This window comes from Paraburkholderia sp. J76, assembly GCF_905220295.1.
GTDB lineage: Bacteria > Pseudomonadota > Gammaproteobacteria > Burkholderiales > Burkholderiaceae > Paraburkholderia.
Window position 1 is genome coordinate 14,746 of the sequence record NZ_CAJMZJ010000022.1, and the last position, 24,501, is coordinate 39,246.

Here is a 24,501-nt window from a genome sequence, read left to right on the forward strand (position 1 = left end):
ATGCTACTGGCGCTGGCGCAATGGCTGCAGAATGACGCAAGCTTCTTGCGCGTGTTCAGTTATCTGACGTTCCGTGCGGTGATGGCCACCATCACCGCGATGGCGATCGGGCTTTTTCTCGGCCCGTGGGTGATCCGCAAGCTCACCGCGATGAAGGTCGGCCAGGCCGTGCGTACGGATGGCCCGCAAACTCACCTCGTGAAGTCCGGCACGCCCACCATGGGCGGCGTGCTCATTCTGCTCGGCATCGCGGTTGCGACCTTGATGTGGGGCGACCTCACGAACCGCTTCATCTGGATCGTGATGCTCGTCACGTTCGGCTTCGGCGCGATCGGCTGGGTCGACGACTATCGCAAGGTCGTCTACAAGGACCCGCGCGGCATGTCTTCGCGCGAAAAGTACTTCTGGCAGTCGGTGATCGGCTTGTTCGCCGCGGTCTACCTCGCGTTCAGCGTTTCTGAAGCGAGCAACGTGCGCGTGTTCGATCTCTTCATGGCGTGGGTGCGCAGCGGCCTTTCGATGGGCCTGCCCGCGCGCGCCGACCTGCTGCTGCCGTTTCTCAAGTCGATCAGCTATCCGCTCGGCGTGTGGGGTTTCATCGCGCTCACGTATTTCGTGATCGTCGGCGCGAGCAACGCCGTGAACCTCACCGACGGCCTCGACGGTCTCGTCATCATGCCCGTCGTGCTGGTCGGCGCGTCGCTTGGCGTGTTCGCCTATGTGATGGGCAGCTCGGTCTACTCGAAGTATCTGCTCTTTCCGCACATTGCCGGCGCGGGCGAACTGCTCATCTTCTGTTCGGCGATGGGCGGGGCGGGACTCGCGTTCCTCTGGTTCAACACCTACCCGGCGCAGGTGTTCATGGGCGACGTTGGCGCGCTCGCGCTCGGCGGCGCGCTCGGGACCATTGCGGTGATCGTGCGTCAGGAAATCGTGCTCTTCATCATGGGCGGCATCTTCGTCGCGGAGACGCTCTCCGTGATGCTTCAGGTCACGTGGTTCAAGTACACGAAGAAGCGTTACGGCGAAGGGCGCCGCATCTTCAAGATGGCGCCGCTGCATCACCATTTCGAGCTGTCTGGCTGGAAAGAGACGCAGGTTGTCGTGCGTTTCTGGGTGATCACGTTGATGCTGTGTCTGATCGGTTTGTCCACGCTCAAGCTGCGTTGAGCCTTTAAGAAAGCAAGGGAAGCAAGCGATGTTTGGCGAGAAGTTTCGGGATCGGCAAAAGCCGATGGTGCTCGTGCTGGGACTCGGGGAATCGGGTCTCGCGATGGCGCGCTGGTGCGCGCGGCATGGTTGCCGCCTGCGCATTGCCGACACGCGCGAAGCGCCGCCGAACTTGCCCGAACTCGCCGCGCGCGGCATCGAAGCCGATTTCGTGGGCGGTGCGTTCACGACGGCGCTGCTCGATGGCGTGGAACTCGTGGCGATCAGCCCGGGTCTCTCGCCGCTCGCCGAAGACCTCGTGCCGCTGATCGCCGCCGCGCGCGAACCAGGCATCGAAGTCTGGGGCGAACTCGAACTCTTCGCGCAGGCGCTGCGCCACCTCGGCGAGAGCGGCTACGCACCGAAGGTGCTCGCGATCACCGGAACGAACGGCAAGACTACGACGACGAGCCTCACAGGCATGCTCTGCGAGCGCGCGGGCAAGCGCGTGGCGGTAGCGGGCAACATCAGCCCGGCCATGCTCGACACACTCGCCGAAGCCATCGACAACACCGCGCTGCCCGACGTCTGGGTGCTCGAACTGTCGAGCTTCCAGCTTGAGACGGCGCATACGTTCGAGCCGGACGCAGCGGCTGTCCTCAACATCACGCAGGATCACCTCGACTGGCACGGCGGCCTCGACGCCTATGCAGCCGCGAAAGGCCGCATCTTCGGGCCGCGCACGACGCGCGTGCTCAACCGCGACGACGCGCGCGTGATGTCGCTCGCGACCGTGAAGGCGAGCGGCGACGCGAAGGTCGTGACCTTCGGCCTGAACGAGCCTGAGAACGACGGCGACCTGGGCCTGCTGCGCGAGAACGGCATGCAATGGCTCGTGCAGGCGCATGATCTCGACCCAGCCGATGTGCCTGTCTCCCCGCGCCGCCGCAAGCAGCAGGAAGCCGCGCCCGTGAATCTCGGCATGAAACGCCTCATGCCCGCCGACGCGCTGCGCATTCGCGGTCTGCATAACGCAGCCAATGCGCTCGCGGCGTTCGCGCTCACGCGCGCGATCGACCTCGCGCCCGCGCCGCTGCTGCACGGTCTGCGCGAATATCGCGGCGAACCGCATCGCGTGGAGCTGATCGCGTCGATCGACGGCATCGACTACGTGGACGACAGCAAGGGCACGAACGTCGGCGCGACGGTCGCGGCGCTCGACGGCCTCGCGCAGCGCGCGGTGCTGATCGCCGGCGGCGACGGCAAGGGCCAGGACTTCGATCCGCTCGTAGCGCCGGTTACGCGCTGGTGCCGCGCCGTGATGCTGATCGGCCGCGACGCCCCGAAAATCCGCGCGGTGCTCGAAGAAACGGGCATCGCCATGAGCGACCACGCGACGCTCGAAGAAGCCACGCGCGCGGCGACGGCGCTCGCGCAACCCGGCGACGTCGTGCTGCTCTCGCCTGCGTGCGCGAGCCTCGACATGTTCCGCAACTACGCCCATCGCGCGGCCGTGTTCCACGACACGGTGAAAGAAATCGCCGCAGAACGGGGGACGATGATATGAGCTGGTCCGAGCGATTCGGTGCGCGCCTTTCGCGCGAAGATGGCCAGGCCGGCGCTTCGTCGGGCGGCGGCGCGCGCTCGGGCGGTCTGGCGAGCGTCGTCAACGGCGTGCGTCCAGGCCGCTCGCGCATGCTCGACTACGATCATTCGCTGCTTTGGGCCGTGATCGCGCTGCTCGGCCTTGGCGTGGTCATGGTCTACTCGGCGTCGATCGCCATGCCCGATTCGCCCAAGTACGCGTCGTACCGCGACTGGGCGTTTCTCGTGCGCCACATCGTCTCGCTCGTGATCGCCACGGTCGCGGCGCTCATCGCGTTCCGCATTCCCGTTTCCACGTGGGACCGCTACGCGCCGAAGTTCTTTCTTATCGCGCTCGCCATGCTCGTGGTCGTGCTGATTCCGCATATCGGCAAGGGCGTGAACGGCGCGCGCCGCTGGATTCCGCTCGGCGTTACGAACATGCAGCCGTCGGAAATCATGAAGCTCGCCGTGACGATCTACGCGGCGAACTACACGGTGCGCAAGCAGGAATACATGCACAGCTTCGCGAAAGGCTTCCTGCCGATGGCGTTTGCCGTGGGCGTGGTCGGCGCGCTGCTGCTGCTCGAGCCTGACATGGGCGCATTCATGGTGATCGCCGCGATCGCCATGGGCGTGCTGTTCCTCGGCGGCGTGAACGGCAAGCTGTTCGGCGGACTCGTGGCCACGGCCGTGGGCACTTTCACGCTGCTCGTATGGGCGTCGCCGTGGCGCCGCGAGCGGATCTTCGCGTATCTCGATCCGTGGGACGACCGCTACGCGCAAGGCAAGGCGTACCAGCTCACGCACTCGCTCATTGCGTTCGGCCGCGGCGAGTGGTTCGGCGTGGGTCTCGGCGGCAGCGTCGAGAAGCTCAACTATCTGCCGGAAGCGCACACCGACTTCATCCTTGCCGTGATCGGCGAGGAACTGGGTTTCGTCGGCGTGCTCGTCGTGATCCTGCTGTTCTACTGGATCGTGCGCCGCGCGTTCGAGATCGGCCGACAGGCGCTCGCGCTCGACCGCACGTTCGCGGGCCTCGTCGCCAAGGGTCTGGGCGTGTGGTTCGGCGCGCAGGCCTTCATCAACATGGGCGTGAACCTGGGGCTGTTGCCGACCAAGGGCCTCACGCTGCCGCTCGTGAGCTACGGCGGCTCGGGCATTCTGCTGAACTGCGTCGCGGTGGCGTTGCTGTTGCGTGTCGATTACGAGAACCGGGTTTTGATGCGCGGAGGCAAGGTATGACCGCAGCAACGCGCACGCTCATGGTGATGGCCGGCGGCACCGGGGGACACGTGTTCCCGGGGCTCGCCGTCGCGCATCGCATGGAGCAGTGGGGGTGGCGCGTGGTGTGGCTCGGCAATCCCGCGGGCATGGAAGCGACGCTTGTACCGAAGCACGGCATCGCGATGGAGTACGTGCGCTTTGGCGGCGTGCGTGGCAAGGGCATCAAGACCAAGCTGATGCTGCCGCTGAACCTGCTGCGCGCGTGCACGCAGAGCCTCGCGGCGCTGCGCCGCGTGAAGCCGGATGTCGTGCTCGGCATGGGCGGCTACATCACGTTCCCGGCGGGCGTGATGAGCGCGCTTTCGGGCCGTCCGCTCGTGCTGCACGAACAGAATTCGATTGCCGGTCTCGCGAACAAGGTGCTCGCGAAGCTGGCCCGCCGCGTGCTCGTGGCGTTTCCGGGCGCGCTGCCGAACGCCGAGTGGACCGGCAACCCGATCCGCGAAGCGCTCGAACACGTCGACGCGCCGGCCGCGCGCTACGCGGCGCGCAGCGGTCCGCTGCGCGTGCTCGTGGTAGGCGGCAGTCTCGGCGCCACGGCGCTCAACGAAGTGGTGCCGCGCGCACTGTCGCTGCTCGCGCCGCAGGAGCGTCCGCACGTCGTGCATCAGGCGGGCGCGAAGCACATCGACGCCTTGCGTCAAAACTATCTCGACGCCGGACTCGAACTCAATGACACGGTGCAGCTCGTGCCGTTCATCGACGACATGGCGAGCGCCTACCGGAACGCGGATCTCGTGATCTGCCGTTCGGGCGCAATGACGGTGGCCGAGATCGCGGCCGTGGGCGTGGCGGCATGCTTCGTGCCGTTTCCCTACGCCGTGGACGACCACCAGACCACCAACGCCGCGTTCCTTGCCGACAAGGACGCAGCGCTCGTGGTGCAACAGCGCGACCTGACGGCGGAAGGACTCGCCGACTGGTTGCGGCATCAGACCAGAACATCGCTGGCGGAAATGGCCGGGCGCGCCCGCGCGCTCGCGAAACCCGACGCCGCCGATCAGGTCGCGCGCATCTGCGCGGCCGTGGCGGGCGTAGTAGCGGGAGGAAAGCAATGAAACACATCGTCAAACACATCCATTTCGTCGGCATCGGCGGCGCGGGCATGAGTGGCATCGCCGAAGTGCTCGTCAATCTCGGCTATCAGGTAAGCGGCTCGGACCTCGCGAAGAACGGCGTCACCGATCGACTCGCCGCGCTCGGCGCGCGCATCGCGATCGGCCATGCCGAAGGGAACATCGAAGGCGCGAACGCCGTGGTCGTTTCGACCGCGGTGCGCAGCGACAACCCCGAAGTGCTGGCGGCGCGCCATCGTCGCATTCCCATCGTGCCGCGCGCCGTCATGCTTGCGGAACTGATGCGGCTGAAGCAGGGCATCGCGATCGCGGGCACGCACGGCAAGACCACCACGACTTCGCTCGTGGCGAGCGTGCTGGCGGCGGGCGGCCTCGATCCGACTTTCGTGATCGGCGGACGTCTGATCAGCGCGGGCGCGAACGCGCGCCTTGGCACGGGCGACTTCATCGTGGCGGAAGCCGATGAATCCGACGCCTCGTTTCTCAATCTCTTCCCGGTGATCGAAGTCATCACGAACATCGACGCCGATCATATGGACACCTACGGGCACGATTTCGCGCGCCTGAAGCAGGCGTTCATCGAATTCACGCATCGCCTGCCGTTCTATGGCATTGCGGTGCTGTGCGTGGACGACCCGAACGTGAAGGAGATTCTGCCGTTCGTCTCGAAGCCGATCATCCGTTACGGCTTCGCGTCCGACGCGCAGGTGCGCGCGGTGAACGTGATCGCGCGCGACGGCAAGATGTACTTCACGGTGATGCGCGAGGACGCGCCGTCGCTCGACATCGTGCTGAACCTGCCGGGCACGCACAACGTGCAGAACGCGCTCGCCGCGATTGCGATCGCGACCGAACTCGAAGTGAAGGACGCCGACATTCAACGCGCGCTCGCGGAATTCAACGGCGTGGGCCGTCGTTTTCAGCGCTACGGCGAGATTCCCGTCAACGGCGGCGGCGCCTGGACGTTGATCGACGACTACGGCCATCACCCGGTGGAAATGGCCGCGACGATTGCCGCGGCGCGCGGTGCGTTTCCCGAACGCCGCCTCGTGCTCGCGTTTCAGCCGCACCGCTACACGCGCACGCGCGACTGCTTCGAGGACTTCGTGCGCGTGCTCTCGACCGTCGATGCGCTCGTGCTGACCGATGTCTATGCGGCCGGCGAAGCGCCGATCGTCGCAGCCGATGGCCGCGCGCTCGCGCGCGCGATTCGCGTGGCGGGCAAGGTCGAGCCGGTGTTCGTCGAGACGGTGGACGAAGTGCCGGAAGCGCTCGCGGCAGTGGTGCGCGACGGCGACGTGGTGATTACGATGGGCGCGGGTTCGATCGGCGGCGTGCCGGGCCGAATCGCACAACAGGAACAGAAGGCGTGAGTGACATGAGCAGTATCGATCCGAATTTCGACCCGAAGCAGTTCGGCAAGGTTGCGGTGTTGTACGGCGGCGTGTCCGCCGAGCGCGAGGTATCGCTCAAGTCGGGCACGCTGGTGCTGCAGGCGCTGCAAAGCGCCGGCATCGACGCGCATGCGTTCGACCCCTCGGAGCGTCCGCTTTCGGCGTTGAAGGACGAAGGCTTCGTGCGCGCGTTCAACGCGCTGCATGGCGGCTATGGCGAGAACGGCCAGATTCAGGGCGCGCTCGATTTTTACGGCATCCGTTATACGGGCACGGGCGTGCTCGGCTCGGCGCTCGGGCTCGACAAGTTCCGCAGCAAGCTCGTGTGGCAGCAGCTCGGCATTCCCACGCCGCCGTTCGAAACGGTGCTGCGCGGCGACGACTACGCGGCGCGCGCGCCGCAAATCGTCGCGAAGCTCGGCCTGCCGCTGTTCGTGAAGCCCGCGAGCGAAGGCTCGAGCGTGGCCGTGATCAAGGTGAAGGCGGAAAGCGAACTCGTGCCGGCGCTCGAAGAAGCCGCGAAGTTCGACAAGATCGTGCTGGTGGAAAAGAGCATCGAAGGCGGCGGCGAGTACACGGCGTGCATTGCGGGCGACCTCGATCTGCCGATCATCAAGATCGTGCCGGCCGGCGAGTTCTACGACTACGACGCGAAGTACATCCTCGACACGACGCAATATCTGATTCCCTGCGGGCTCGCGCCGGAAAAGGAAGCAGAACTGAAGAAGCTCGCGCGCCGCGCGTTCGACGTGCTCGGCTGCACCGACTGGGGCCGCGCCGATTTCATGATGGACGGCGCAGGCAACGCGTACTTCCTCGAAGTGAACACGGCGCCCGGCATGACCGATCACTCGCTGCCGCCGAAGGCCGCGCGCTCGGTAGGCATCGAGTATCGCGACCTCGTGGTGCGCGTGCTCGCGCAGACGCTGAAAGATTGAACCGCTGATTGACGCTAACCAACGAATTGCCGAACCCGTACTGAACCGACAAGCTCGAAATGTGGAATAACGTACGCCAGCTCAACCTTGCCGCCAACGCGTTGCACGCGCTGCTCGCGCTCGCGCTGCTGGCGGCTGGCTGCTACTGGCTCGTGCAGCGGCCGAACTTCGCGCTGCGAGAGATCCGCATCGAGGGCGACACCGAGCACATCAACTCGCCCACGGTGCGCGCGAGCGTGGTCGGCCGGCTGAAGGGCAACTTCTTCACCGTCGATCTCGACACGGCGCGCGCTGCGTTCGAACAGATGCCGTGGGTGCGCCACGCGAGCGTGCGCCGCGTGTGGCCCAATGCGCTGGCTGTCACGCTCGAAGAGTACAAGCCGCTCGGCACGTGGGGCAGCGATCAGCTCGTGAGCACGGACGGCGAGCTGTTCACCGCGAACCAGGGCGAGCTGGACGAAGAATTGCCCGCGTTCGACGGGCCCGACGGCACCGCGCCCGAAGTGGTCGCGCGCTACCGCGACCTTGAGAAGTGGTTCGCGCCGCTCGGGCTCACGCCTGACGAAGTGACGCTGTCGCCGCGCTACGCGTGGACGGTGAAACTCTCGAACGGCATGCAGGTGGAACTGGGCCGCGAGCGCAACGCCGACACGTTGAGCGAGCGTTCGCACCGGCTCATCGCGGCGTGGTCGGCGGTGACGCAACGTTGGGGCAAAGAGATCGAATACGCGGACTTGCGTTATCCGAACGGGTTTGCAATAAGGGCGGCCGGCATGCGCTTCATCAGTGACACGCCCGCTCCGGGCAAGAAGTAACAGACATCACACGCAACGAGCACGATATGAGTAAAGACTATAAGGATCTGCTGGTCAGCCTCGACATCGGGACGTCGAAGGTGGTGGCCGTCGTCGCCGAAATGAAGGGCGATGGCCACTACGAAGTGATCGGTCTCGGCCAGAGCGAATCGAAAGGTCTCAAGAAAGGCGTGGTGGTGAACATCGAGGCCACGGTGCAGTCTATCCAGCGAGCGCTCGAAGAAGCGGAACTCATGGCCGACTGCAAGATCACTAACGTATTCACCGGGATTGCGGGCAGCCACATTCGCAGCTTCAACTCGAGCGGCATGGTCGCGATCAAGGAGAAGGAAGTCACGCAGGCCGACGTCGCGCGTGTGATCGAAACGGCGAAGGCGATCAACATCCCGACCGACCAGCAGGTGCTGCATATCCTCACGCAGGAATTCATCATCGACGGCCAGGAAGATGTACGCGAGCCGATCGGCATGAGCGGCATTCGCCTGGAAGTGAAGGTGCATATCGTGACGGGCGCCGTGAGCGCGGCGCAGAACATCGTGAAGTGCGTGCGCCGCTGCGGGCTCGAAGTCAACGACCTCATTCTGCAGCCGCTCGCGTCGTCGCTCGCGGTGCTGACCGAGGATGAAAAGGAACTGGGCGTGGTGCTCGTCGATGTGGGCGGCGGCACGACCGACATCGCGATCTTCAGCGAAGGTGCGATTCGCCACACGGCCGTGATTCCGATCGCGGGCGACCAGGTGACGAGCGACATCGCCATGGCGCTGCGCACGCCCACGCCCGACGCGGAAGACATCAAGGTGAGCTACGGCATCGCGAAGCAGGCGCTCGCCGATCCGGATGAGATGATCGAAGTGCCCGGCCTTGGCGAGCGCGGTCCGCGCACGCTTTCGCGCCAGGCGCTCGCCGCCGTGATCGAGCCGCGCGTGGAAGAGCTTTTCTCGCTCGTGCAGCAGGTGGTGCGCGAGTCGGGTTACGAAGAACTGCTGAGTTCGGGTGTCGTGCTCACGGGCGGCGCCGCGATGATGCCCGGCATGGTGGAGCTTGGCGAGGATATTTTCCTGAAGCCGGTGCGCATCGGCGTGCCGGAATACGCGGGCGGTCTTGCCGACGTGGTGCGCAATCCGCGCTACTCGACGGCAATGGGCCTGCTCGTCGAAGGCCGCTCGCAGCGCATGCGCGGGCGCAAGGTTGCAGTGCAGTCGGGGTCGATGGGCCAGGTCTTTTCGCGCATGAAGGACTGGTTCCTCGGCAACTTCTAGGAACAGAAGTACGAAGAGCGGTCACAGGACAGAAGGCGAAGTACGAGCTTCGAAAAATCGCGCTGGTGACGGCGGCTAGCGCGCAGTGGAAGGTTGCCCGATCTTCCACTGAATAACGGCCGAGGAGCGGAATCTTTTTCTTGACGGAGGCAACATGGAATTCCAGATGCTGGAAACGGAAACCAACGGCACCATCATCAAGGTGGTAGGCGTTGGTGGTGCGGGCGGTAATGCCGTGCAGCACATGATCAACCGCGGCGTGCAAGGCGTCGATTTCATCGTGATGAACACAGACGCACAGGCGCTCTCGCGCTCGCGTGCATCGGCCGTGATTCAGCTCGGCAACACGGGCCTCGGCGCCGGTGCGAAGCCGGAGATGGGCCGCGCGGCAGCAGAAGAAGCCCGTGAGCGCATCGCCGACGCACTGCGCGGCGCTCACATGGTGTTCATCACCGCCGGCATGGGCGGGGGCACCGGCACGGGCGCAGCCCCGGTCGTCGCTCAGATCGCCAAGGAAATGGGCATTCTCACCGTTGGCGTGGTGAGCAAGCCGTTCGAGTTCGAAGGCGGCAAGCGCATGCGCGTGGCGGAAGCCGGCTCGCAGCAACTGGAGGATCACGTCGACTCGCTGATCGTCGTCCTGAACGACAAGCTGTTCGACGTGATGGGCGATGACGCCGAGATGGACAAGTGCTTCCAGTGCGCGGACGACGTTCTGAACAACGCAGTGGCAGGCATCGCCGAAATCATCAACGTCGACGGTCTCGTGAACGTCGACTTCGAAGACGTGAAGACGGTGATGGGCGAGCAGGGCAAGGCGATGATGGGCACGGCCACGGTGGCCGGCGTCGATCGCGCGCGTCTCGCGGCGGAACAGGCCGTGGCGAGCCCGTTGCTCGAAGGCGTCGATCTGTCGGGCGCGCGCGGCGTGCTGGTCAACATCACGTCGAGCCGTTCGCTGCGTCTGTCGGAAACGCGCGAAGTCATGAACACCATCAAGAGCTACGCGGCGGAAGACGCCACGGTGATCTTCGGTGCCGTGTATGACGACGCGATGGGCGACGCGCTGCGCGTGACGGTGGTGGCAACGGGTCTTGGCCGCGCTGCGAAGAAGCAGCAAGCCGCGCCGATGCAACTGCTGCGCACGGGCACCGACAATCAGCCGATCCCGGCTGCGGCAGGTGCGTACGCACCGCAACACAGCGGCCACGGCAACACGGCCGACTACGGCGCGCTCGACACGCCGGCAGTGTGGCGCACGTCGCGCGACACCGCGGCTTCGCACGTGCAGGCGCTGCAGGAAAAGGGCGTCGATACGTACGATATCCCGGCGTTCCTGCGCAAGCAGGCGGACTAACGCGAGCCGGTCTGACTGCGGCGGGGCACGCGTTGCCCTCGCCCGCAGACAGACAGCGCCTGGCGTTGCAATGAAGGCGAGCAAGACCAGCAAGGCCGCATCCGCGAGGATGCGCGGCAGGGACGGTTGCCCGCCACGCGTTGAGCGTGGGGGACAGGCGCGGTGTCGCCAGGCGTTCCTGTGTAACCTTGGACTACATCGTTGCCCACCATTGCAATAGGCAAGCGCAAGAGGCTTGAACAAGCTTGTGCATCGTTGCGAAGGACGAGTCATGATCAAACAGGGTGAAACGCTGCCCGAAGCGACCCTCTTCGAGTTCGTCGAAGACGCGCGCGAGGGTTGCACGCTGGGGCCTAACAGCTTCGACGTGCGAACGGAAGCGGCGGGCAAGCGCGTGGTGATCTTCGGATTGCCGGGCGCATTCACGCCTACGTGCTCTGCGAAGCACGTGCCGGGCTATGTCGAACACTTTGACGCGCTGCGCGCGGCCGGTGTCGACGAGGTCTGGTGCGTATCCGTCAACGACGCGTTCGTCATGGGCGCGTGGGGACGCGATCAGCGTACCTCGGGCAAGGTACGCATGATGGCCGACGGCAGCGCGGCGTTGACTCGGGCACTCGGACTGGAGCAGGATTTGTCGGCGCGTGGCATGGGAATCCGCTCCCAGCGCTATGCGATGGTGGTCGACGACGGCGTAGTCAAGACGCTGCACGTCGAAGCGCCCGGCAAGTTCGAAGTGAGCGATGCTGCGAGCATACTTGCCACGTTGACCGGCGCATGAGTGCGGTTGCGGGCGCTGCGTTGCCCTGATGCAACGCGCATCCGCGACGTAAATGTGACAGGCGGTTACGTGAGCCCAGCGGGCCGATCACCCCGGGAACGCCTCCGTTCCGGGCATCGGCCCGCTCTCCCTCTCCGATGGGTAACACGGGGAAACAGTTTGTCACGCCCGTGAAAACAACGGACCCGACGCAACTGGAGTATAATTAGTGCTATGAATTAAAAAGTCCCGATTGGGATTTTCAATGAGCAAGAAGACCATGTTGAAGCAGCGAACCATCAAATCAATCGTGAAGACAGTCGGCATCGGCCTGCACTCGGGCCGCAAGGTCGACCTGACGCTCCGTCCGGCGGCGCCGAACACGGGCATTGTGTTTTCGCGCGTGGATTTGCCGACGCCGGTGGACATCCCCGCATCGGCGATGGCGATTGGCGACACCCGCCTCGCCTCGGTGCTGCAGAAAGACGGCGCACGTGTCTCGACGATCGAGCACCTTATGTCCGCCTGCGCAGGCCTTGGCATCGACAACCTTTATGTAGATGTGACCGCTGAAGAAATTCCGATCATGGACGGCAGCGCGGCTTCGTTCGTGTTCCTGATCCAGTCGGCCGGTATCGAGGAGCAGAACGCTCCGAAGAAGTTCATCAAGGTCAAGAAGCCCGTGGAGATCCGCGACGGCGACAAGTTCGCACGTCTCGACCCTTACTTCGGCTTCAAGCTCAAGTTCACGATCGACTTCCGCCACCCGGCCGTCGACAAGACGGGCCAGGCGCTCGAAGTGGACTTTGCGAATACCTCGTACGTGCGCGAAATCGCGCGCGCCCGCACGTTCGGCTTCGCACACGAAGTCGAGATGATGCGCGAGCTGGGCCTCGCCCGCGGCGGCAGCATGGACAACGCCATCGTGCTGGACGAGTACCGCATTCTCAACAACGACGGCCTGCGCTACGACGACGAGTTCGTGAAGCACAAGATGCTCGATGCGATCGGCGACCTTTATGTGGTCGGCCATCCGCTGCTGGCGGCGTACGATGCGTACAAGTCGGGCCACGGCCTGAACAACGCGCTGCTGCGCGAGTTGCTCGCGAATGAGGACGCCTACGAGATCGTCACGTTCGACGATCCGCAGAAGGCGCCGTGCGGCTTCGGCTACGAGGCGCAGACGGCATTCGCCTGAGTTCGAAGCGCGACGTGCCGGCAAGAAGGGCAGCTTTATGCTGCCCTTTTTCTTTTTAGCGCTTTTTGGTGTGGCGCGCGGCCATCTTTGCCAGGGCCGCCTGCAAGGGGGAGGCGGCCAGCGCCTCGCTGAGCGCCTGGAGCGCTGCCGCGCCGGCCGGCGTCATGCGCGCCTGCTTGGGCGGCGCGGGGTCTTTCACGGCTTGCGGACGCACGCGGATGCGCACGCTGTTCAACGCCCAGCCGCGCGCCTGCAAGTCGGCCACGAGACGCGGCTCCAGATGCCGCAGCCGCGCGGCGAGCGCGTTGTGCGCTGTGAAAAGGGCCAGCGTGCCGTCCTTGATGAAGCCGGGTTCGACGCTCGCCGCGAGATAGTCGGGCAGCAAGGCGTTGAGGTCGCGCTGGATTGCCGCGATCTGCTCGACGCCGGCGCGCAGCGGCGCGAACGCGTCCGTGCGGCTCAGTACTTCGGCGAGCGGCTGGGGCGCGCGGGGTGCCCTGGACCTTGAAAACGGCGAAAAACGGCTCATGTGGCGTAAGGAAAGGAGAGCGCAAGTGACATTTCGTTGCCTGCGGTAGCGTCATTGTAGCCTGCGCTTCGCTCGACCAAGCGGCCTCGGCCGTTCGGCCAGGACCGCATTGCGGCCCTTCGCCGCACAGCGGGAAGGCCGTCCATGCGGGCACTGCGCGCGCCCGAGCCGTCTTCGCGCCGACACAGGCGGGCGGGAGGGCGCGTGCTAAAATGCTCGATTCGAATCCACCCATTTTGTGCTAAAGCCGCCGAGGTCCCTCCGGTCCGGATGCGTAGTGCAGAGATTGCGGCAGACACGCCTGCAGACCCTGCGCGACCCGCTGAACCCACCCTCAGGAATCCCGGCCGAAGCCGCGACGCAGACACCGATCCGATGACCACCGGTTTCTTACAGAAAATCTTTGGCAGCCGCAATCAGCGCCTGATCAAGCAATATCAGAAGACGGTTGCGGCGATCAATGCGCTCGAACCGAAGATCGAGCAGTACACCGACGAGCAACTGCGCGCGAAGACGGTCGAGTTCCGCGAGCGCGTAGCCAAGGGCACCTCGCTCGACGAACTGCTGCCCGAGGCGTTCGCCGTTTGCCGCGAGGCGAGCAAGCGCGTGCTGAAGATGCGCCATTTCGACGTGCAGTTGATCGGCGGCATGGTCCTGCACTACGGCAAGATCGCTGAAATGCGCACCGGCGAAGGCAAGACGCTCGTCGCCACGCTGCCCGTGTACCTGAACGCACTGTCGGGCTGCGGCGTCCACGTCGTGACGGTGAACGACTACCTCGCCCAGCGCGACGCCGAATGGATGGCGCGCCTCTACAACTTCCTCGGTCTGTCCGTCGGCATCAATCTGTCGCAGATGGATCACGCCATGAAGCAGGAAGCGTACGCGTCGGACATCACCTACGGCACGAACAACGAGTTCGGCTTCGACTACCTGCGCGACAACATGGTCTACGAGACCGAGGCGCGCGTGCAGCGCGCGCTGAATTTCGCCGTGGTCGACGAGGTGGACTCCATCCTGATCGACGAAGCGCGTACGCCGCTCATCATTTCGGGCCAGGCCGAAGACCACACCGAACTCTATGTGCGCATGAACGCGCTGCCGCCGCTGCTCGAACAGCAGATCGGCGAAGAAAAGGCCGACGGCACGGGTGTGGAAAAGCCGGGCGACTACACGCTCGACGAAAAGGCGCGCCAGGTGTTCCTGACCGAATCGGGCCACGAGAAGGCAGAGCGCATGCTCGCCGAGTGGGGCCTGATCGGTCAGGGCGAAAGCCTCTACGCGCCGCAGAACATCACGCTGATGCACCACGTGTACGCCGCGTTGCGCGCACACACGCTGTTCTTCAAGGACCAGCACTACGTGGTGCAGAACGGCGAAGTCATCATCGTCGACGAATTCACCGGCCGTCTCATGGCCGGGCGCCGCTGGTCCGACGGTCTGCATCAGGCCGTGGAAGCGAAGGAACACGTGAAGATCCAGAGCGAGAACCAGACGCTCGCCTCGATCACGTTCCAGAACTACTTCCGCATGTACGCGAAGCTCTCGGGCATGACGGGTACGGCCGACACTGAAGCGTACGAATTCAACGAGATCTACGGCCTCGAAACCGTGGTGGTGCCGACGAACCGCACGCCCAAGCGGATCGACAAGCAGGATCAGATCTACAAGACGGCGAAGGAACGCTACGACGCCGTGATCCGCGACATCCGCGAATGCTACGAGCGCGGTCAACCGGTGCTGGTCGGCACGACGTCGATCGAGAACTCGGAACTGCTGTCGAATCTGCTGACCAAGGCCGGTCTGCCGCACGAAGTGCTCAACGCGAAACAGCACGCGCGCGAAGCCGCGATCGTCGCCGAAGCGGGCCGTCCGCAGCGCGTGACCATTGCCACCAACATGGCGGGCCGCGGCACCGACATCGTGCTCGGCGGCAACGCGGAGAAGCAGGCCGCGTTCATCGAAGCCGACGACGCCATTCCCGCCGACGAAAAGGCGCGCCGCATCCAGCAACTGCACGACGAATGGCAGACGCTGCACGATCGCGTGAAGGCCGCGGGCGGTCTGCACATCATCGGCACCGAGCGTCACGAGTCGCGCCGGATCGACAACCAGTTGCGCGGCCGCGCGGGCCGTCAGGGCGATCCGGGTTCGTCGCGTTTCTATCTCTCGCTCGAAGACCCGTTGCTGCGCATTTTCGCGGGCGACCGCGTGCGCGCGATCATGGATCGCCTGAAGATGCCGGAAGGCGAAGCGATCGAGGCGGGCATCGTCACGCGTTCGATCGAGTCGGCGCAGCGCAAGGTCGAAGCGCGCAACTTCGACATCCGCAAGCAGTTGCTCGAATACGACGACGTCTCGAACGACCAGCGCAAGGTGATCTACCAGCAGCGCAACGAACTGCTCGAAGCGCACGACATCACCGAAACCATCGGCGCGATGCGTCACGGCGTTGTCACGGACATCGTGCGTCAATATGTGCCGCACGGCAGTATCGAAGAACAGTGGGACGTGCCTGAACTGGAGGAAGTGCTGCGCAACGAATGGCAGCTCGACCTCGCGATCCAGGAGATGATCAACGAGTCGTCGTCGATCGACGCCGATGAAATTCTCGAAGCCGTCCTCGCCGCCGGTGACGAAGCGTACGAGCAGAAGGTCGCGCTCGTGGGCCGCGAATCGTTCAGCGCGTTCGAGCGCTCGGTCATGCTGCAAACGCTTGACCGTAGCTGGCGCGAACACCTCGCGGCGCTCGACCACCTGCGCCAGGGCATCCATCTGCGCGGCTATGCGCAGAAGAACCCGAAGCAGGAGTACAAGCGCGAGGCGTTCGAACTGTTCGCCGCGATGCTCGAAGCCGTGAAGCTCGAAGTCACGCGTATCGTGATGAACGTGCAGATCCAGTCGCCGGAGCAACTCGAACAGGCGGCCGAGCAGATCGAAGAGCAGGGCCATCATGTCGAGAACGTCGAGTTCCGCCATGCCGAGTTCGCCGAAGCCGACGCGGCGCCGGGCCCGGCGGCTGCTCCGGTGGCCGCCGACGCCGCTGCCGCCATGGTGGGCGCGGCCATGAGCCACGCCTCGCCGGCGGGCAGCGAACTGCCGAAGGTCGGCCGCAACGATCCGTGCCCGTGCGGCAGCGGCAAGAAGTACAAGCAGTGCCACGGCAAGATCGCGTGACGCAGGCTTAACGTAGATTCCGGTGGCCCGCTCCTCATGGCGGGCCTTGCGTTTTGAATCCCGATGCCGGCCAGGCTTCAGCGCCCTGGCCGGCATCGCCATTTCGACAGGTCGCCCCCATGGCTGTCAATTTCCCCTCGATTGATCCCGCTCAACTTCATCCGGTCGCCGGCGTGACGCTCGGCTGGGCGGAAGCCAACATCCGCAAGCCCAACCGCAAGGACGTGCTGGTGATTTCCGTCGACGAAGGCGCGAGCGTGGCCGGCGTATTCACGCTGAACCGCTTTTGCGCGGCGCCGGTGACGGTGTGCCGTGAACATCTCGCGAAGGTGCGCGCAGGCGGCAAGGGCATTCGCGCGCTGGTGGTGAATACCGGCAACGCGAACGCGGGCACGGGCGAGCCGGGCATGAAGCACGCACGCGAGACCTGCGACGAACTCGCGCGCCTCGCTGGCCTCGAGTCCTCGCAGGTGCTGCCGTTCTCGACGGGCGTGATTCTCGAGCCGCTGCCCATCGAGCGCCTGAAGGCGGGCCTGCCCGCCGCGCTGGAAAACCGCAAAGCCGCGCACTGGTACGACGCCGCGCAGGCCATCATGACGACCGACACGCTGCCGAAGGCCGTGTCGCGCCAGGTCGCGATCGACGGCCACACCATCACGTTCACGGGCATCAGCAAGGGCGCGGGCATGATCAAGCCGAACATGGCGACCATGCTCGGCTTCCTGGCGTTCGATGCCAACGTCGCGCAGCCCGTGCTCGACGAACTCGTGAAGCACGTGGCCGACCGCTCGTTCAACTGCGTCACCATCGACGGCGACACCTCGACCAACGACTCGTTCATCATGATCGCTTCGGGCAAGTCGAGCCTGCCTGCGATCACGTCGACGGACGCGCCCGCCTACGCGGCACTGCGCGACGCCGCGACGGCCGTCGCCCAGGAGCTTTCGCAACTGATCGTGCGCGACGGCGAAGGCGCGACCAAGTTCATGACCGTGCAGGTGGAAGGCGGCAAGGACGTGGCCGAGTGCCGTCAGATCGCCTACGCGATCGGCCACTCGCCGCTCGTGAAGACGGCGTTCTACGCCTCGGACCCCAACCTGGGACGTATCCTCGCGGCGATCGGCTATGCGGGCGTGACGGACCTCGACGTCGACAAGATCGACCTCTATCTCGACGACGTGCTCGTGGCGAAAGCGGGCGGCCGCAACCCGGCGTACCGCGAAGAAGACGGCCAGCGCGTCATGAAGAAGAGCGAGATCCTGATTCGCGTGCTGCTCGGCCGCGGCGACGCGCAGGCCACGATCTGGACCTGCGACCTCTCGCACGACTACGTGAGCATCAACGCCGACTATCGCTCTTAAACTCAGGTTCGTAACCCCAGGTTCGTAACTCCGGTTCCTGATTTCACACGCCTTCACCACATGGACAAGCTCGAACAGTTTCTGACCCGCGCCGAAGCGCTGCTCGGCCGCCTCGAAGCCGTGCTGCCGCCGTCGGCACCCGATGTCGACTGGAACGCCGCCGTTGCATTTCGCTGGCGCAAGCGCCAGGGGCGCGGCTTCCTGCAACCGGTTCCCGCACTCTCGCCGATCTCGCTCGACGACCTGCAGAACATCGACCGACAGAAAGATCTCATCGACCGCAACACGCGCCAGTTCGTGCAGAAAAAGCCCGCGAACAACGTACTGCTCACGGGCGCGCGCGGCACCGGCAAGTCGTCGCTGATCAAGGCCTGCCTGAACGCGTACGCGAAGGACGGCCTGCGCCTGATCGAAGTCGACAAAGACGATCTGCACGACCTGGGCGATATCGTCGATCTCATCTCGACGCGCCCCGAGCGCTTCATCGTGTTCTGCGACGATCTCTCGTTCGAGGAAGGCGAATCGGGCTATAAGGCGCTGAAGGTGGCGCTGGACGGGTCGGTCGCCGCGCAGTCGGACAACGTGGTCATCTACGCGACCTCGAATCGCCGCCATCTGCTGCCCGAGTACATGAGCGACAACGAGACGTACAAGCACATGCCCGACGGCGAGATTCATCCGGGCGAAGTGGTGGAAGAGAAGATTTCGCTCTCCGAGCGCTTTGGCCTATGGGTGAGTTTCTATCCCTTCAAGCAGGACGACTATCTGACGATCGTCGGCCACTGGCTGCGCCATTTCGGCTGCGCCGACGCGGAAGTCGAATCGGCGCGCGGCGACGCCCTCGTCTGGGCGCTGGAGCGCGGCTCGCGTTCGGGCCGCGTGGCGTGGCAGTTCGCACGCGACTGGTCGGGCAAGAAGGCGCAAGAGGCATGAGCGCCGAAGCCAACGCGGCAAAGGACGCATCCGCAAACACACGCCCCGTGACGGAAGTCGCGGTGGGCGTGCTGGTGCAGCCCGATGGCCGCTATCTGCTCGCGCAGCGCCCTGAGGGCAAGCCGTATGCCGGCTACTGGGAGTTTCCCGGCGGCAAGCTGGAAGCGGGCGAGACGGTCGAAGCCGCGCTTGCGCGCGAGCTGCACGAGGAACTGGGCATCGACGTGAAGGCATGCCATCTCTGGCATACGCTCGAGCACGATTATCCTCACGCCTATGTAAGACTCTTTTTCTGCAAGGTGACCGAGTGGACCGGCGAGCCGCATGGCCGCGAAGGCCAGGCGTTCGTCTGGCAGTCGCTGCCGGCGCGCGTCGAGCCGCTTTTGCCCGCGACGATTCCCGTGCTGGAGTGGCTGGCTGCCGAATAACGCCTTGTGTGCCGCTACGATGCAAAAAGGCTGCTGTGCGTGAGGCACAGCAGCCTTTTTTTCGTCTGGCGCGGGCGCTCCGCTTACTGGCGCGTATCCGTGGGCGGCGCGTCTTCGGGCGGCGTTTCGTCGTCGGCGCCACCGATGCGGTACTTTTCGGCCGCCCATGCGCCGAGATCCATCTGCTTGCAACGCTCGGAGCAGAAAGGCCGGAAACGGTTTTCCGGAACCCAGCGGACTTCCTTGCCGCAGGTCGGACATTTGACGACAATGGTCATGCGATAGAACTTGTGTTTCGTTGGATCTGAATTGGCGATGCGTTGGGCTTCACCGTCTGACTTACAGGCTGCAGAGCGTAAGCTGAAACGGCACGTCCTGATCGACGGCTCGCGGACGCAGATCGCCATCCTGCACGGTGAAACGCACCCACAGCATGTACTTGTTGGCGCTCGCTTCGGGAATCACGCGCAATTCCGGTGCCACGCGAACTTGCATCAGCTGATACGCGCGCCCCGACAGCATCTGCTGATAGCTGCCCTGCATCGCCATCACCTTCGACGCCTGGCCGGACTCGCGGGCGAGGCGCAGCACGATGGCGGCGGCGTCGCGCAGCGGCAGCAGCGGCGTGACCCACTTCGCGATGTCCTGACGGCGTTGATCGGGATGCAACTGCTGCCACGCGTAGTACGACGGCAGATCGAACTTGCAGGTGCCCCCGGGGATGATCGCGCGGCTGCGGATGCTCGTGAGCCACTCGTTATCCATCAGATGCTGGCCCGTCTTGCCTTGCATCTGCGTAAGGCCGGCGAGCGTTTGCTCGATTTCGCCCAGCACGGTTTCGAGCGCGTTCTGTTCGATGCCCGGATTGCCGCGAAACGGCGCGAGCGTCTGACGCTGCCGTTCGAGTTCTTTCATGAGATCCGACTTCAGGTCGGCGCGGCCTGCGACTTCGGCGATTTCGAAGAGCGTGGTGAGCGCGACGTGATGTTCCCTCGGATCCTCCTGGGTCAGGAAAAACGTGAAGCGCTCGAACAGGTCTTCGAGGCGCAGCAGCGTCCGGATTCGCTCGTTGAAGGGATACTCGTAAAGAATCAAGCGCGCTCGCCTCGGGCGTGGTGGGTGACGGATTGCAGGACATTCTAATGCCGTGGGACTACGGTCGCAATCGCGCCGGCCCGGCCCTTTGTCGATGTGTCCCGGTAATTGCGCGCGCGGAGCGCGTTTTACGTTTTACTGACCTTCGCGGCGGCAAGCTCGAGATACGTCTGATGCAATGCGTCGACGTCCCGGGCGAGCGTGTCGAGCGTAGCGCCGTTGTCGTTGACCACGACATTGTCGGCGGCCGCGAGACGCGCCTCGCGCGTGGCCTGCCGCGCGATGATCGCGAGCACCTGCTCCCGCGTGAAGCCGTTGCGGCGCATGACGCGGGCGATCTGCGTCTCCACGCTGCAATCGACGGCGAGCACGCGATCGACACGCGTTTTCCATGTGCCCGACTCCACGAGCAAGGGCACGACCACGATCACGTAAGGCCCGCTGGCCTCCCGTGTTTCGCGTTCGGTCTCGGCGCGGATCAGCGGGTGCGTGATGCCCTCGAGCCGTTTGCGCGCGGACTCGTCGCCGAACACGAGCGTGCGCATGCGCGCGCGGTCCATCGAGCCGTCCGCTGCGATGAATTCGGGGCCGAATTCTGCGGCAATCTGCGCCATCGCCACGCCATGCGGCGCGGTAATGCGATGCGCGATGAGATCGGTGTCGACGATCGTTACGCCGCGCGCTGCAAAGCAGTCCGCAACCGTGGACTTGCCGCTGCCGATGCCACCCGTCAATCCGACCGCGAACATTTGATCAGTTCCCCCATGCAACCAAGCCGTACAGCGGTCTGCCCGCAAATAATGTGACGAGCGCGCCTACGGCCAGGTATGGGCCGAACGGCAGCGGCTCCTCGAAACGCATGCGTCCCGTCAACGTAGCGATGATGCCGACGACCGCGCCGGTCACCGCCGCGATCACGACGATCTGCGGCAGCGCGCCCCACCCGAGCCAGGCGCCGAGCGCGGCGAGCAGTTTGAAGTCGCCGTGGCCCATGCCTTCTATGCCACGCAGGAGCTTGAAGACCCAATAGACGCACCAGAGCGCGAGATAACCCGCGACCGCGCCGATCACCGCTTCGTGCAGCGTGACAAAGGTGCCCACGTAATTCACGAGCAGGCCGCCCCACAGCAGCGGCTGCGTGATTTCGTCGTGCAGCATCTGGTGTTCGAGGTCGATGGCGCTCGCGGCGATGAGCGTGGCGCACAGCGCGAACGCGGCCAGCGCCTTGCCCGTGGGCCCGAAGGCTAGCAACGCGCCCGCAGCGCAAGCCGCGCTCACGATTTCGATGAGCGGGTAGCGCACGCTCACGCGCGCATGACAGTGCGAGCAGCGCCCACGCAGCGCGACCCAACTGAGCACGGGAATGTTTTCCCAGGCGCGCAGGACGTGGCCGCAGTGCGGGCATGCGCTGCGCGGGAGCCAGAGGTTATAGCGCGCGGGCAGTCCGTCGTTCTCGAATAGCGGGCCCGGCGTTCCGGTCGCTTCGGCGACGTCGGCGCGCCACGCGCGCTCCAGCATGACCGGCAGCCGGTGCACGACGACATTGAGAAAGCTGCCGATGACGAGCCCGAAAGCAATGGCAAAGCCCATGAGCACGCCGAAGGGCAGGCTGGCGAGGGCGGCGGCGAGCGGTGTAGCGGTGTCGGGCGCGGAAAGAAGTGGGACGGGCATGAGACGGAACCGGAATCTGGCAGCGATGCTACACCACGTTGCCTAGTTGAATGATGGGAAGATACATCGCCACGACGAGGCCGCCGACCAGCGCGCCCAGCACGACAATCACGAGCGGCTCGCACAGGCTCGACACGAGCGCGATCTTTTCGTCCACCTGACGGTCGGCGAGCGAGGCCACGTCGAGCAGCATGGCGTCGAGCGCGCCCGACTCTTCCGCGACCGCGACGGGCTGCACGACGTCGGCCGGAAAGCATCCTGCCGCGCGCATGGCGGCGGCGAGCCGCTCGCCGTGGCGCAGGCGTTCGCTGATGCCCGCGCTCGCGCGATCGAAGAATGCGTTGCCGCTTGCATGGGCGAGTGAATCGAAGGCGTCGGCGAGCGGCGTGCCGGCGGCGAGCAGCGTGCCGAGCGCGCGGCTCCAGCGGGCGGCGCACAGCGTGGTGAGCAGCGGACCGCACAGCGGGAGCTTGAGCATCGTGCGTCCGAACGCGATGCGCGCGGCTTCCGAGCGGCGCAACCCCGCTTGCAGGGCGAGCACCCCGGTTGCCGCGATGACAGCGGCCGGCACGCTCCAGCGGGCGGCGCCAGCCGAGAGCATCAGCACGAATTGCGTGGGCGCGGGCAGGGCGGCGCCGAAGCCGTCGAAGATCTGCTTGAACGTGGGCACGACCCAGACCAGCAACGCGGCGGTAATGACGAACGCGAGCAGCAGCACCGCGACGGGGTAGGTGAGCGCCGCGCGCACTTTGGCGCGCTGCGCGGCGGCGCGCTCGCGGTCGTCGGCGAGGCGGGCGAGTACGGTGGCGAGCGCACCGGACGCTTCGCCAACGGCAACGAGCTGGCAATAGAGCGCGTTAAAGCGTGCGGGATGCCGGGCGAGCGAGTCGGCGAAGCTCAGGCCACCGGCGATGCCGCGCGCGAGCGCAGCGGCAACGCGCGGCATGCCGTTCGGTCCTGGCGAAAGCGCGAGCAGGTCGAGCGCATTCGCCAGTGGCAGGCCGGCGCGCAGGAGGCTCGCGAGCTGGCGCGTAAAGCGCGTGACGTCCGCATGGCTTGCTTTGGGCGCGCCCGCGCTCGACTTGCGTTCGATGGCGAGCACGGTGATGCGCTCGCGTTTGAGCGCGGCGCGCACCGCCGCGGCGTCGAGCGCGATCACTGTGCCGTGCTTCGTTGCGCCTGATGCATCGAGACCGCGCCAGGCGAAGCGCCACTCGGATGGCCCGCGCTGGGCGCGCGTGGCGCCCATGGTGCTCATCATGGCGCCTCCGTAGCGGCGAGCGCTTCGGCGAGGCTCGTAGTGCCGTCGCGCACGCGCGCGAGCGCTGCGTCGCGCAAGGTTGCCGCGCCGCCTCTGCGAGCTTCGCGAGCGATTTCATGCGCGCCGCGACTTGTGACGATGAGGTCGCGCAGGGTCTCCGAGACCGGCAAGACTTCGTGAATGCCCACGCGGCCGCGATAGCCAATGCCGTGGCAAGCTTCGCAGCCGCGCGCAACATAAGGCTGCGCGATGTCACTGCCACGCGTATTCAGACCCGCCGCGCGGAGTACCGCCTGCGAAACGTCGCCGCGCACACGGCATTGCGGACAGAGCCGCCGCACGAGCCGTTGCGCCGTGACGAGCCGCAACGCGCCCGCGAGGTTATACGGTTCGACGCCGATGTCGACGAGCCGCGCGCAAGCCGCGCTCGCGTCGTTCGTGTGCACGGTGGAAAGGACGAGGTGGCCGGTCTGGGCGGCCTTGACGGCCACGCTGGCGGTTTCTTCGTCGCGAATTTCGCCGATCATGATGACGTCCGGGTCCTGGCGCAGCAGCGCACGTAGCGCCACCGCAAAGGTGAGCCCGGCCTTCTCGCGCACGTTGACCTGATTGATGCCGGCAAGCTGGATTTCTGCGGGGTCTTCCACCGAGCAAAGATTGCGCGCCGTACCGTTGAGCCTTTGCAGGAAGCAGTAGAGCGAGAGCGTCTTGCCGCTGCCGGTCGGGCCCGTGACGAGCACGAGACCATGCGGCGCACTGATCGCTTCGGCAACCATGTGCTGCTGGGCTTCATCGAGTCCGAGTTCGGCAAGAGAGAGGTCGGCGGGAAGCGCTTCGAGCCTGCGCAACACGAGTTTTTCGCCGTGCAGCGTGGGCAGCGAATTCACGCGATAGTCCTCGGCGGCCTGCGACGCTGCGGAAGGCGCGAGTCGCAGCCTGCCGTCCTGCGGGATGCGCCGCTCGGCGATGTCCATGCGTGCAAGCACCTTGATGCGCGTAACGAACGCATCGCGCAGATGCGCGGGCGGCCGCGCCATTTCGTGCAGCACGCCGTCGATGCGCAGACGCACGCGCCACCCGTGTTCCATTGGCTCGATGTGCAGATCCGAAGCGTTGCGCCGCGCGGCTTCACGCAACGTTTCGGATAGCAGACGAACGGCCGGGGCGTCGTCGGACTGCGGGGCGGAAACAGGTAGAGACGTGCGCGCCGTAGACCCGCCACCCATACT

The 24,501-nt window shown here is 65.4% G+C and carries 22 protein-coding genes; 15 read left to right on the forward strand and 7 right to left on the reverse strand.

The window, feature by feature from the left end; translation table 11 throughout:
• The 11 genes from mraY (at position 1) to lpxC (ending at position 12,817) form a co-directional block, all read left to right on the forward strand.
• On the forward strand, positions 1–1,170 hold the full coding sequence (gene mraY, locus U5768_RS29855; RefSeq protein ID WP_322033921.1) for a phospho-N-acetylmuramoyl-pentapeptide-transferase: 1,170 nt from the start codon (positions 1–3) through the stop codon (positions 1,168–1,170).
• Between the two features lie 28 nt (positions 1,171–1,198).
• Positions 1,199–2,716: a UDP-N-acetylmuramoyl-L-alanine--D-glutamate ligase gene (gene murD / locus U5768_RS29860; protein ID WP_322033922.1), complete on the forward strand. Its 1,518-nt coding sequence runs from the start codon at positions 1,199–1,201 to the stop codon at positions 2,714–2,716.
• The gene (gene ftsW / locus U5768_RS29865; protein WP_322033923.1) at positions 2,713–3,978 is read left to right on the forward strand and encodes a putative lipid II flippase FtsW; all 1,266 of its coding nucleotides are present in this window, start codon (positions 2,713–2,715) and stop codon (positions 3,976–3,978) included. The genes murD and ftsW overlap by 4 nt, the downstream gene beginning before the upstream one ends.
• Complete coding sequence (gene murG / locus U5768_RS29870; RefSeq protein ID WP_322033924.1) at positions 3,975–5,078, forward strand: undecaprenyldiphospho-muramoylpentapeptide beta-N-acetylglucosaminyltransferase; 1,104 nt, start codon at positions 3,975–3,977, stop codon at positions 5,076–5,078. Before ftsW ends, murG begins: the two co-directional genes overlap by 4 nt.
• Positions 5,075–6,469, forward strand: coding sequence for a UDP-N-acetylmuramate--L-alanine ligase (gene murC / locus U5768_RS29875; RefSeq protein WP_322033925.1), 1,395 nt, complete (start codon positions 5,075–5,077; stop codon positions 6,467–6,469). Before murG ends, murC begins: the two co-directional genes overlap by 4 nt.
• 5 nt (positions 6,470–6,474) lie before the next feature.
• Entirely contained in the window at positions 6,475–7,428 is a 954-nt protein-coding gene (locus tag U5768_RS29880; RefSeq protein WP_322033926.1) for a D-alanine--D-alanine ligase, read from the forward strand.
• A gap of 59 nt (positions 7,429–7,487) precedes the next feature.
• On the forward strand, positions 7,488–8,243 hold the full coding sequence (locus U5768_RS29885) for a cell division protein FtsQ/DivIB (protein WP_322033927.1): 756 nt from the start codon (positions 7,488–7,490) through the stop codon (positions 8,241–8,243).
• Between the two features lie 26 nt (positions 8,244–8,269).
• The gene (gene ftsA, locus U5768_RS29890; protein WP_092003279.1) at positions 8,270–9,502 is read left to right on the forward strand and encodes a cell division protein FtsA; all 1,233 of its coding nucleotides are present in this window, start codon (positions 8,270–8,272) and stop codon (positions 9,500–9,502) included.
• Positions 9,503–9,656: 154 nt separating this feature from the next.
• A complete protein-coding gene (gene ftsZ / locus U5768_RS29895) occupies positions 9,657–10,859 on the forward strand; it encodes a cell division protein FtsZ (protein ID WP_321916780.1) in 1,203 nt (400 codons plus the stop codon).
• A gap of 271 nt (positions 10,860–11,130) precedes the next feature.
• Positions 11,131–11,640, forward strand: coding sequence for a peroxiredoxin (locus U5768_RS29900; protein ID WP_322033928.1), 510 nt, complete (start codon positions 11,131–11,133; stop codon positions 11,638–11,640).
• A 259-nt stretch (positions 11,641–11,899) separates the two neighbouring features.
• Entirely contained in the window at positions 11,900–12,817 is a 918-nt protein-coding gene (gene lpxC / locus U5768_RS29905) for a UDP-3-O-acyl-N-acetylglucosamine deacetylase (protein ID WP_322033971.1), read from the forward strand.
• 55 nt (positions 12,818–12,872) lie between these two features.
• On the opposite strand, the gene U5768_RS29910 is transcribed toward lpxC, so the two are convergent.
• Complete coding sequence (locus U5768_RS29910) at positions 12,873–13,346, reverse strand: DciA family protein (RefSeq protein WP_322033929.1); 474 nt, start codon at positions 13,344–13,346, stop codon at positions 12,873–12,875.
• A 375-nt stretch (positions 13,347–13,721) separates the two neighbouring features.
• Between U5768_RS29910 and secA the strand changes: the two genes are divergently transcribed.
• The 4 genes from secA (at position 13,722) to mutT (ending at position 19,245) form a co-directional block, all read left to right on the forward strand.
• Positions 13,722–16,523, forward strand: coding sequence for a preprotein translocase subunit SecA (secA, locus tag U5768_RS29915; RefSeq protein WP_322033930.1), 2,802 nt, complete (start codon positions 13,722–13,724; stop codon positions 16,521–16,523).
• Positions 16,524–16,642: 119 nt separating this feature from the next.
• Positions 16,643–17,884: a bifunctional glutamate N-acetyltransferase/amino-acid acetyltransferase ArgJ gene (argJ, locus tag U5768_RS29920; RefSeq protein WP_322033931.1), complete on the forward strand. Its 1,242-nt coding sequence runs from the start codon at positions 16,643–16,645 to the stop codon at positions 17,882–17,884.
• A gap of 60 nt (positions 17,885–17,944) precedes the next feature.
• A complete protein-coding gene (locus tag U5768_RS29925; protein WP_322033932.1) occupies positions 17,945–18,817 on the forward strand; it encodes an ATP-binding protein in 873 nt (290 codons plus the stop codon).
• Positions 18,814–19,245: an 8-oxo-dGTP diphosphatase MutT gene (mutT, locus tag U5768_RS29930; RefSeq protein WP_322033933.1), complete on the forward strand. Its 432-nt coding sequence runs from the start codon at positions 18,814–18,816 to the stop codon at positions 19,243–19,245. Before U5768_RS29925 ends, mutT begins: the two co-directional genes overlap by 4 nt.
• 83 nt (positions 19,246–19,328) lie before the next feature.
• Here mutT and U5768_RS29935 read toward each other — a convergent pair whose 3' ends face one another.
• The 6 genes from U5768_RS29935 to U5768_RS29960 all read right to left on the reverse strand — a co-directional run bounded on the left by U5768_RS29935 (position 19,329) and on the right by U5768_RS29960 (position 24,498).
• Positions 19,329–19,523: a DNA gyrase inhibitor YacG gene (locus U5768_RS29935; protein WP_322033934.1), complete on the reverse strand. Its 195-nt coding sequence runs from the start codon at positions 19,521–19,523 to the stop codon at positions 19,329–19,331.
• Between the two features lie 61 nt (positions 19,524–19,584).
• A complete protein-coding gene (gene zapD / locus U5768_RS29940; protein ID WP_233882948.1) occupies positions 19,585–20,340 on the reverse strand; it encodes a cell division protein ZapD in 756 nt (251 codons plus the stop codon).
• A gap of 128 nt (positions 20,341–20,468) precedes the next feature.
• Positions 20,469–21,089, reverse strand: coding sequence for a dephospho-CoA kinase (gene coaE / locus U5768_RS29945; RefSeq protein ID WP_322033935.1), 621 nt, complete (start codon positions 21,087–21,089; stop codon positions 20,469–20,471).
• Between the two features lie 4 nt (positions 21,090–21,093).
• A complete protein-coding gene (locus U5768_RS29950) occupies positions 21,094–22,011 on the reverse strand; it encodes an A24 family peptidase (RefSeq protein ID WP_322033936.1) in 918 nt (305 codons plus the stop codon).
• 28 nt (positions 22,012–22,039) lie between these two features.
• Complete coding sequence (locus U5768_RS29955) at positions 22,040–23,269, reverse strand: type II secretion system F family protein (protein WP_322033972.1); 1,230 nt, start codon at positions 23,267–23,269, stop codon at positions 22,040–22,042.
• On the reverse strand, positions 23,269–24,498 hold the full coding sequence (locus U5768_RS29960; protein ID WP_322033937.1) for a GspE/PulE family protein: 1,230 nt from the start codon (positions 24,496–24,498) through the stop codon (positions 23,269–23,271). Before U5768_RS29960 ends, U5768_RS29955 begins: the two co-directional genes overlap by 1 nt.
• Between the last annotated feature and the right edge of the window lie 3 nt (positions 24,499–24,501).

Coding starts and splice junctions, on each gene's coding strand:
- mraY (WP_322033921.1), top strand. CDS start 1: ATGCTACTGGCGCTGGCGCAATGGCTGCAGAATGACGCAAGCTTCTTG.
- murD (WP_322033922.1), top strand. CDS start 1,199: ATGTTTGGCGAGAAGTTTCGGGATCGGCAAAAGCCGATGGTGCTCGTG.
- ftsW (WP_322033923.1), top strand. CDS start 2,713: ATGAGCTGGTCCGAGCGATTCGGTGCGCGCCTTTCGCGCGAAGATGGC.
- murG (WP_322033924.1), top strand. CDS start 3,975: ATGACCGCAGCAACGCGCACGCTCATGGTGATGGCCGGCGGCACCGGG.
- murC (WP_322033925.1), top strand. CDS start 5,075: ATGAAACACATCGTCAAACACATCCATTTCGTCGGCATCGGCGGCGCG.
- U5768_RS29880 (WP_322033926.1), top strand. CDS start 6,475: ATGAGCAGTATCGATCCGAATTTCGACCCGAAGCAGTTCGGCAAGGTT.
- U5768_RS29885 (WP_322033927.1), top strand. CDS start 7,488: ATGTGGAATAACGTACGCCAGCTCAACCTTGCCGCCAACGCGTTGCAC.
- ftsA (WP_092003279.1), top strand. CDS start 8,270: ATGAGTAAAGACTATAAGGATCTGCTGGTCAGCCTCGACATCGGGACG.
- ftsZ (WP_321916780.1), top strand. CDS start 9,657: ATGGAATTCCAGATGCTGGAAACGGAAACCAACGGCACCATCATCAAG.
- U5768_RS29900 (WP_322033928.1), top strand. CDS start 11,131: ATGATCAAACAGGGTGAAACGCTGCCCGAAGCGACCCTCTTCGAGTTC.
- lpxC (WP_322033971.1), top strand. CDS start 11,900: ATGTTGAAGCAGCGAACCATCAAATCAATCGTGAAGACAGTCGGCATC.
- U5768_RS29910 (WP_322033929.1), bottom strand. CDS start 13,346: ATGAGCCGTTTTTCGCCGTTTTCAAGGTCCAGGGCACCCCGCGCGCCC.
- secA (WP_322033930.1), top strand. CDS start 13,722: ATGACCACCGGTTTCTTACAGAAAATCTTTGGCAGCCGCAATCAGCGC.
- argJ (WP_322033931.1), top strand. CDS start 16,643: ATGGCTGTCAATTTCCCCTCGATTGATCCCGCTCAACTTCATCCGGTC.
- U5768_RS29925 (WP_322033932.1), top strand. CDS start 17,945: ATGGACAAGCTCGAACAGTTTCTGACCCGCGCCGAAGCGCTGCTCGGC.
- mutT (WP_322033933.1), top strand. CDS start 18,814: ATGAGCGCCGAAGCCAACGCGGCAAAGGACGCATCCGCAAACACACGC.
- U5768_RS29935 (WP_322033934.1), bottom strand. CDS start 19,523: ATGACCATTGTCGTCAAATGTCCGACCTGCGGCAAGGAAGTCCGCTGG.
- coaE (WP_322033935.1), bottom strand. CDS start 21,089: ATGTTCGCGGTCGGATTGACGGGTGGCATCGGCAGCGGCAAGTCCACG.
- U5768_RS29950 (WP_322033936.1), bottom strand. CDS start 22,011: ATGCCCGTCCCACTTCTTTCCGCGCCCGACACCGCTACACCGCTCGCC.
- U5768_RS29955 (WP_322033972.1), bottom strand. CDS start 23,269: ATGAGCACCATGGGCGCCACGCGCGCCCAGCGCGGGCCATCCGAGTGG.
- U5768_RS29960 (WP_322033937.1), bottom strand. CDS start 24,498: ATGGGTGGCGGGTCTACGGCGCGCACGTCTCTACCTGTTTCCGCCCCG.